Origin of the sequence: Acinetobacter sp. COS3 (assembly GCF_000475335.1) — a bacterium.
Lineage (GTDB): Bacteria > Pseudomonadota > Gammaproteobacteria > Pseudomonadales > Moraxellaceae > Acinetobacter > Acinetobacter venetianus.
This window is the reverse complement of sequence record NZ_AXCD01000028.1, coordinates 1-8847: the sequence shown is the minus strand read 5'-3', so window position 1 is coordinate 8847 and position 8847 is coordinate 1. Positions and strand designations below refer to the sequence as shown.

The 8847-nt window shown below is 40.1% G+C and carries 3 protein-coding genes; all 3 read left to right on the top strand.

The window, feature by feature from the left end; genetic code table 11:
- Positions 1 to 4 precede the first annotated feature (4 nt).
- A complete protein-coding gene (ata, locus tag IO68_RS28050) occupies positions 5 to 6181 on the top strand; it encodes a trimeric autotransporter adhesin Ata (RefSeq protein ID WP_031234837.1) in 6177 nt (2058 codons plus the stop codon).
- A gap of 60 nt (positions 6182 to 6241) precedes the next feature.
- Complete coding sequence (tpgA, locus tag IO68_RS28045) at positions 6242 to 7033, top strand: trimeric autotransporter adhesin/peptidogylcan-associated protein TpgA (RefSeq protein ID WP_031234836.1); 792 nt, start codon at positions 6242 to 6244, stop codon at positions 7031 to 7033.
- Positions 7034 to 7445: 412 nt separating this feature from the next.
- The coding region (locus IO68_RS28040; RefSeq protein WP_023013723.1) for an ESPR-type extended signal peptide-containing protein at positions 7446 to 8847 on the top strand (1402 nt) is incomplete at its 3' end.

The window sequence follows — 8847 nt, the reverse complement described above, 5'->3', positions numbered from 1 at the left end:
TGAAATTTGTCGTGTACAGAGGAATAAAGTATATAAAGTGGTTTGGAATGCTTCTCTTGGAGCGTGGGTTGCAACTTCTGAACTTGCAAAAAGTAAAACAAAAACCAAATCAAAAATTCTCAATTTATCAGCTGCGGTTTTGGTTGGTGCAATTAGTTTTTCTCCTACTGTATTTGCTGCTACAAATATTGGAGGCGGCTCAGGTTCAGGAACATCAATTTCTGGAGACAGATGTGGTGAGGGTACAGCGAATACTTCTGGTAGCCGAGATATTGCAATTGGTTGTGGGGCGCAGACTCAAGGAACTGGTATCTCAAATATCGCAAATCGTCAAAATCCATATAATAATTCAACTGGTGCATTTGCAGGTGCACAAAAACAAGGTGGTTCAATTAGTTTAGGCACTGGCGCGACCACTCAAAATAATTTTGGTACAGCGATTGGTTCTTATGCCACTACGACTGATATTGCAGGTGTAGCAATCGGTACGGCAGCTTTGTCAAAAGGAAATACGTCTCTTGCGATTGGTCGTCAGTCGGCAGCTACGGCTGATTTTGCTCAAGCGATTGGTAATGTAGCCGCTGCTACTGGTAAAGGTTCTTTGGCAATTGGTCACTCAGCAACGGCTGAAGGCTATCGTTCAATTGCAATCGGTTCTCCTGATATTGAAAATGCTGGTTCTGTTGCTGGACAAGCAGGTGCTTCATATCAACCTAACATGGCAACGAAAGCAACCGGTAAAGACTCGATTGCATTTGGTGGTGGTGCGGTTGCAACTCAAGAAAATTCATTAGCGATTGGAGCATTTTCAGCTTCTACGGGGAAAAAGTCAGTTGCGATTGGTACAGGTGCAAAAGCAAACAAAGACAATGCCGTTGTGATTGGTGATCAAGCTGAAGCAGCTCACGAAGGTGGTGTTGCAATTGGTAAGGGTGCGCGTTCAGATGCTGAGAATAGTATTGCACTTGGTAAAGACTCAAAAGCAACTCAAGCAACAGGTGAAAGCTTTTTAACAAAGCAAGCAGCGCCAACGGGTGTTTTATCAGTAGGTGGTGTTGGTGCGGAACGTCGTATCCAAAATGTTGCAGATGGTGCTGCTGATTCCGATGCTGCTACTGTGGGGCAATTAAAAGCCGCACGTTCTCATTATGTCAGTATCAATGATAGAGGGACTCAAGGCGGTAATTTTGAAAATGATGGTGCGACAGGGCGCAATGCGATTGCGGTTGGTGTTAACGCGACATCGGCAGGGCGTGATGCAACAGCGATTGGGAGTGCTGCGAATGCGACGGGCTGGAATTCGGTTGCGCTTGGGGCAAATGCAAAAGCCGCTGGAACTGGTGCTATTTCAATGGGGGCAAGTTCAGATACTGTTGGTCAAGGTGATATTGCAATAGGTCGTAATGCATCAACACAAGGCGCTTCAGGTATGCGTTCAGGATATAGCAATCAATCAATTGCAATTGGCGATCAAACAAAAGCAATTGGTGATCAATCCATCGCAATTGGCGCTGATGTTATTGCACGTGGTAATTCTTCTGTTGCGATTGGTGGTGATGATGTTGATAAAATTGCACAAGATGCAGAACTCAGCAAAACCTATACTGATATTACAGGTGGCGTATTAAAAGCGGGTCGTTATCCAACAACTGAAGCAAATCATGGCTCAACTGCGGTCGGCACTCAGGCGGTAGCTACTGGTGCATTCTCATCTGCATTTGGTATGACTTCAAAAGCAACAGGTGATGCTTCATCAGCTTTTGGCGTAATGGCTAATGCATCTGGTAAAGGCGCTGCTGCATTTGGTGCAGTTTCACAAGCAACAGGTGATGGTGCTGCTGCAATGGGGATTAACTCATTGGCTTCAGGTACAAACTCCACTGCGATAGGTTCAGGTAATAAACCAGGTGAAGGTGCGAAAGCGACTGGAAATGGTTCAGCTGCGATTGGTAGTGGTGCTCAGGCAACTGGTGATAATGCGGCTGCAATTGGTAAAGATGCGGAAGCAAGTAATGAAAATGCAGCAGCCGTGGGCGGTGGTGCGAAAGCAACAGGTAAAAATTCAGCGGCGATTGGCGGGGGAGCAATTGCTGATCAAGAAAATGCGGTTGCTGTAGGTCAAGGTGCTCAATCATTGGTTGTAGGTGGTGTGGCTTTAGGCGCGCGTAGCCGTGTTGACGCAGAAAATAGTGTGGCATTAGGACAAGATGCTATCGCAACAGAAGCAATAGGAAGCTCTTTCCTAACCAATCGTGATGCTTCAATGTCAAATGGTGTTATCTCAGTTGGTTCTGCTGGTAAAGAGCGCCGTATTACGAATGTTGAAGATGGTTCAGCTGATTCTGATGCGGTTACTGTACGTCAGCTTAAAAATGTTGATACACATGTGAATCAAAATACGCAAAACATTACGAACTTGGATCAGAAAATTGATAGCACCAAAACAGTTCTAGGTAATCAAATTGTAGATACCAATAAAAAATTGGATGACACAAAGCAAGACTTGGGTAACCAAATTAAGGATACCAACAACAAGTTGAATGATACTAAGGATCAGTTAACCACTCAGATTACAGATACCAAGACTGAGTTAAACAACACGATCAATAACACTAAAACTGAACTCAATACCAAGATTGATAGCACCAAGACCGAATTGGAAAACAAAGGTCTCAATTTTGCAGGCAATACGGGGGCGGATGTTCATCGTAAGTTGGGTGACAAATTAAATATCGTCGGTGGAGCAGATGCAGCAACGCCTGCGGATAAAACCAGCGGTGAAAATGTCATTACGCGAACAACAAAAGATGGTATTCAAATCGAATTATTGAAAGATGCGAAATTTGACAGTATCACGACAGGCGACAGTGTACTTAATAACAATGGTTTAACCATCAAAGATGGTGCAAGTATTACCAAAGACGGTATCAATGCGGGTAATAAAGTCATCAGCAATGTTGCGGATGGTGCAATTACCAACGGTTCCAAAGATGCAGTGAATGGTGGTCAAGTTAAAAATATTTCTGACAGCATCAAAAACAGCATTGGTGGCAACACGACTGTTAATCCAGACGGTAGCATCACAACGAATAATATTGGTGGTACTGGCAAAAATAACATCCATGATGCGATTAAATCTGTAGATGACAAAGTAACAAGTGGTGTTAACGACTTAACTGATAAAGGTTTGAGTTTTGTAGGCAATGCAGGTGCAGATGTTCATCGTAAGTTGGGTGACAAGTTAAATATCGTCGGTGGAGCAGAAGCTACAACCCCTACGGATAAAACCAGCGGTGAAAATGTCATTACGCGAACAACAAAAGATGGTATTCAAATCGAATTATTGAAAGATGCGAAATTTGACAGTATCACGACAGGCGAAAGCGTACTCAATAACAACGGTTTAACCATTAAAGATGGTGCAAGTATTACCAAAGATGGCATCAACGCAGGTAACAAAGTCATTACTAATGTTGCGGATGGTGTGAACGGTAAAGATGCAGTGAATGTTGACCAACTGACCAAAGTTAAAGATGGTTTAGATGGCAAGATTACTGATACCAATACGAAACTAGATGATGCAAAAAAAGATCTAGGTAATCAAATTGTAGATACCAATAAAAAATTGGATGACACAAAGCAAGACTTGGGTAGCCAAATTAAGGATACCAACAACAAGTTGAATGACACTAAAGATCAGTTAACCACTCAGATCACAGATACCAAGACTGAGTTAAACAACACGATCAATAACACTAAAACCGAACTCAATACCAAGATTGACAACACCAAGACAGAATTGGAAAACAAAGGTCTCAATTTTGCAGGTAATACGGGTACAGATGTTCATCGTAAGTTAGGTGACAAGTTAAATATCGTCGGTGGAGCAGATGCTACAACCCCTACGGATAAAACTAGCAGTGAAAATGTCATTACGCGTACTACAACAGATGGTATCCAAATCGAATTATTGAAAGATGCGAAATTTGATAGCATCACAACAGGCGACAGCGTATTAAACAATAATGGCTTAACCATCAAAGATGGTGCAAGCATTACCAAAGACGGTATCAATGCAGGCAATAAAGTCATCAGCAATGTAGCGGATGGTGTAAATAGCAAAGATGCAGTAAATAAAGGTCAACTAGATCAGCTTGCTGCGAAGCAAAAAGATAGTGATGATTCGGCAGTAAAATACAATGATCCAAAATCTAAAGATAAAGTGACGTTGCAAGGTAAGGATGGCACCACTTTAGATAACGTTAAAGATGGTCACATCTCAGCGGGCTCAAAAGAAGCTGTAAATGGCGGTCAGATTCATAATATTGCTGACAGCATTAAGAACAGTATCGGTGGGAATACTACGGTTAATCCTGACGGTAGTATTACAACCAACAACATTGGTGGTACGGGTAAGCATAATATCAATGATGCGATTGCTGAAGTGAAAGACTCTGCAATCAAAGCCAAAACAACGGTGACTGAAGGCGACAATATTGTTGTTAAAGAGAAGACCAATAAAGATGGTAGTACTAACTTTGAGGTTTCGACCAAGAAAGACTTAACTTTAGACAGCATCACGACGGGTGATACAGTTCTGAATAACAATGGTTTAACCATTAAAGACGGTGCAAGTATCACCAAAGATGGTATCAATGCAGGTAATAAGAAAATTACTAATGTTGCTGATGGTGCAATCGCCAATGGTTCAAAAGACGCTGTAAATGGTGGTCAGATTCAGAATATTTCTGAGAGCATCAAAAACAGCATTGGTGGCAACACGACTGTTAATCCAGACGGTAGTATTACGACCAACAACATTGGTGGTACAGGTAAAAATAACATCAATGACGCGATTAAATCTGTGGATGATAAAGTAACTAATGGCGTCAATGATCTGACTAACAAAGGTTTAAACTTTGGTGCAAATGATCAAAAAGCGTCAGGTGGAAAATCAGTACATCGTAAGCTTGGCGATACATTGAATATCGTTGGTGGTGCAGACGCTGATACTGCTGAAGACAAAACTAGCGGTGAAAATATCATTACTCGTACCACTGAAGATGGTGTGAAAATCGAGCTATTAAAAGATGCGAAATTTGACAGCGTTACAACAGGTAATACAGTAATCAACAATAATGGTTTAACCATTAAAGGTGGGCCAAGTATCACGATCAATGGTATTGATGCAGGTGCTAAGAAAATTACCAATGTTGCTGATGGCGTTGATGCGAAAGATGCAGTCAACAAAGGTCAGCTTGATAAGCAAATCAATGATGTTAAAGATCAAATCGGTAAACAGATCGGTGATTTGTCTGATCATGCTGTGAAGTACGATAAAGACAAAGACGGCAATGTAGATAAAAACTCATTGACTTTAGATGGTGGTGATAAAGGTACAAACCTAAAAAATGTTGCTGATGGTAAAATTGAGCAAGGTTCTAAAGATGCAGTCAATGGCGGTCAATTGTGGAATGTGCAGAAGCAAGTTGACCAAAACTCAAATGATATTCAGAACATTCAAAACAACATTGAAAACATTAACAATGGTAAGTCTGGTCTGGTTCAGCAGCAAAAGCCAAATGGTGAAATCACAGTGGGTAAAGATACGGGCGGTACAAGTATCAATATGGCTGGAAAAGATGGTAACCGTGTCATTCAAGGCGTAAAAGACGGTGAAATCAAAGCAGGTTCTAACCATGCTGTGAATGGTGGTCAAATTCATAACATTTCAGAAAGCATCAAAAATAGTATTGGTGGTAATACATCAATCAATGCTGATGGCTCAATCACGACTAAAGATATTGGTGGTACAGGTAAAAACAATATTAATGATGCAATCGGTGCATTGAATCAGTCTAATCAAGATCTCGGGAACAAGATCAATAACCTTGGCGATCAATTACAGCAAGTTTTCTACGATACGAATAAACGTATTGATAATTTAGAAGACAAAATGTCTGCTGGTATTGCTGCAACAGCGGCATTGGAACAAGCCCCTTTTGTACCAGGCAAATTAACAATGGCTGTTGGTGCTGCTTACTACAATGATCAAAATGCTGTTGGTGTAACGTTCAGACGTACTGCTGACAATGGTCGTTGGTCACTTACAACTGGTGCTGCGTTAGGAAGTCAGGGAAGCCCATTAGTACGTATTGGTGTAAGTACAATTATTGACTAATTGCTTCAAATAAGGAGAGCTACCGGCTCTCCTTAGCTAACAGATATGATGAGTAATGAAATGAACAAAAATATTCAAATTTTGATGATGGCAACATTCGTTGGTTTAAGCGCAACAGTTGCAGTTGCACAAGAAGATGCCGTAAATCAGCAACAAGAAATTAAATTTCCTACAGTTGAAAAAAGCTATTTAAAACAAGTGCAACGTTACGAATACGACAATGTAGCTCGCTTAGATACAGGTTTAACTAAAGACCAAATTCGATATATTTTGGGTAATCCTCAATTTAGCGAAGGCGTATTTTTTGTAAAAACGTGGAACTATGTGTTAGATATTCGCCAGCCGAATAGCCAAGATTATTTACGTTGCCAGTTACGCATAGACTTTGACAAGAAAAACCTATCCGAGCGCTTATCTTGGAAAGGAGAGGCTTGTGAGGGTTTAATGGCTTGGGGTGCAAACAATCAAGTACCAAATGATGCGAATTTAACTGAAGCAAGATCAGGAAGCGTGTTCTTTGCATTTGATCGTTCGAACCCAAATGCGATTGAACAAGGTTCAAGTTCTGTGGCAGCAATTGCTGAGCGAATTAAGCAAAGTAATTCAACAGGTCCGATTACAGTTGCAGGTTTTGCTGATCCATTAGGTAAATTTTCATATAACCATCAACTTTCAGCACAGCGAGCGAATACAGTAGCGAAGCTTTTGGTAAATGAAGGTATTGATGTAAATCGCATTCAAATCCAAGCCAATAGCCAAACTGATTTATACCAACAATGTGCGGGTAACAAAGCTAATAAGCGTCTTGTTGGTTGTTTAGCTCCAAATAGACGTGTTAATGTAAATTGGTAATTTTACCTTTTAGTTAAACTAAAGAATCAGCCATGATGCTGGCATTTTTTATTTCTTGATACAAATTTAATTAGAATAATTTTAAATATTAAAAGTAAAAAACTGTCAATTATCGTCATGTAATAGCAAATTTTAAATATTTCTTAAAATAACTTAGTTGAAAAGTACATTTTATTTTTACTGAATATTAAAAAATAGGAGATGTTTTTAATAAGAAATATAAAAATTATACCTTTATAATGCAAAACGATAATTTGGGTTTTAAGTGCTGTAGTAGGAGTAAAGTGTGATTTACTTCTCACTAAAAAAGCGTTATTTTACTCAATAATAAATTACACTTTTTTACTTAGTAGACCGACTTGTATACATAAGGCTACAAGTTGCAACTTCTTTTCTGCGTTTGGAAATTATTATGAATAAGGTTTATAAGGTTGTATGGAATGCCTCTTTAGGCGTATGGGTGGCGGTTTCTGAAATTGCCAAAGGGAAAACAAAAAATAGTGGAAGTGTTGGGCAAACTCTTTCTTTAGAACAAAAAAAACCACAAAGTTTAGGTAATCTTTTTTTTAATTACAAAGCTTTAACTCTTGCTATTTTCGCGGCATTTACTGCTGATTTTGCCTATGCAGGTTATGAAGCTGGAGGAGGTACTACTCGAACTAACTGTACCAGAACTTCAAATGGATTTGGTACAGAGGCTGCTGCAATCGCTATTGCGAATGAAAATAGTACAGCCTGCGCATCAGCAGTTGAAGCAATAGCAATTGGTGCAAATTTAGCAGCTCAGGGGGCGCAATCTACTGTCATTGGTAATGATATTATTTCATCAACATCGGCTGAGCAGTCAGTAATTATTGGATCCAATTACAACGTAAATCCTGTGACGTCTAATGGTAAAGGTGGTGTAGCTATAGGTAGTGGTTTATCTACTACACACAATAGCCCAATAGCTGATGGTCAGGGTTCATTAGCTTTAGGTTCGAGCGGTGATGGTACTACAATTAATGGGACCACTTATAACCAGCAAGGCCCTGATGCTAAGGCTGCTTATAGCGCAGCCCTTATGGCTGGATCACAAGTAGCTACTGGTGCTGACAAATCTATTGCATTTGGTGTGGATGCAAAAGTCTCTGCAAATATAAAAGATGCTATTGCATTAGGTACTGGGGCGGTTGCTAGTGTTAACAATTCTGTTGCATTAGGTGGAGGCTCAACTACGACTGCGCCTACTGGTACAGGTTACATTACCAACACTACAGCTCCTACCTCCGTTGTTTCAGTTGGTTCATCTACAAATCTTAGACGTATTCAAAATGTTGCTGATGGTGCTGCTGACCAAGATGCGGTTACAGTGGCTCAACTTAAAGATGTAAACAATCGTGCGGTTGGGAACACTACAGCTTTAGGAGGCGGAGCAGCCTATGATCCATCAATAAATGTATATACTGCACCAACTTTTACAACTACAAAAACAGATGGAACAACAGTAAACTCGAATACTGTGTCAGGTGCTTTAACTAATCTAAATAATGAAGTTATTAAGCCAATTACTTTTAGTGGGAATACAGGTAGTTCTGCTAACAAGCTTGGTTCAACATTAAATATTACTGGAACAGGCTCAACAGCTGGAACTTATTCTGGAAATAATTTAAAAACGTCAGTAAGTGGAAATACTGTTAGTATTCAAATGGCTGATGCACCTGTATTTACAGGTACAGTTACAGCAGGAAATCTTGCAACTGGTGGCACATTAAGTGTTACGGGAGTAAGTAATCTAAATGGTGGTGCAAATTTAAATAATCAAAAGATCACAA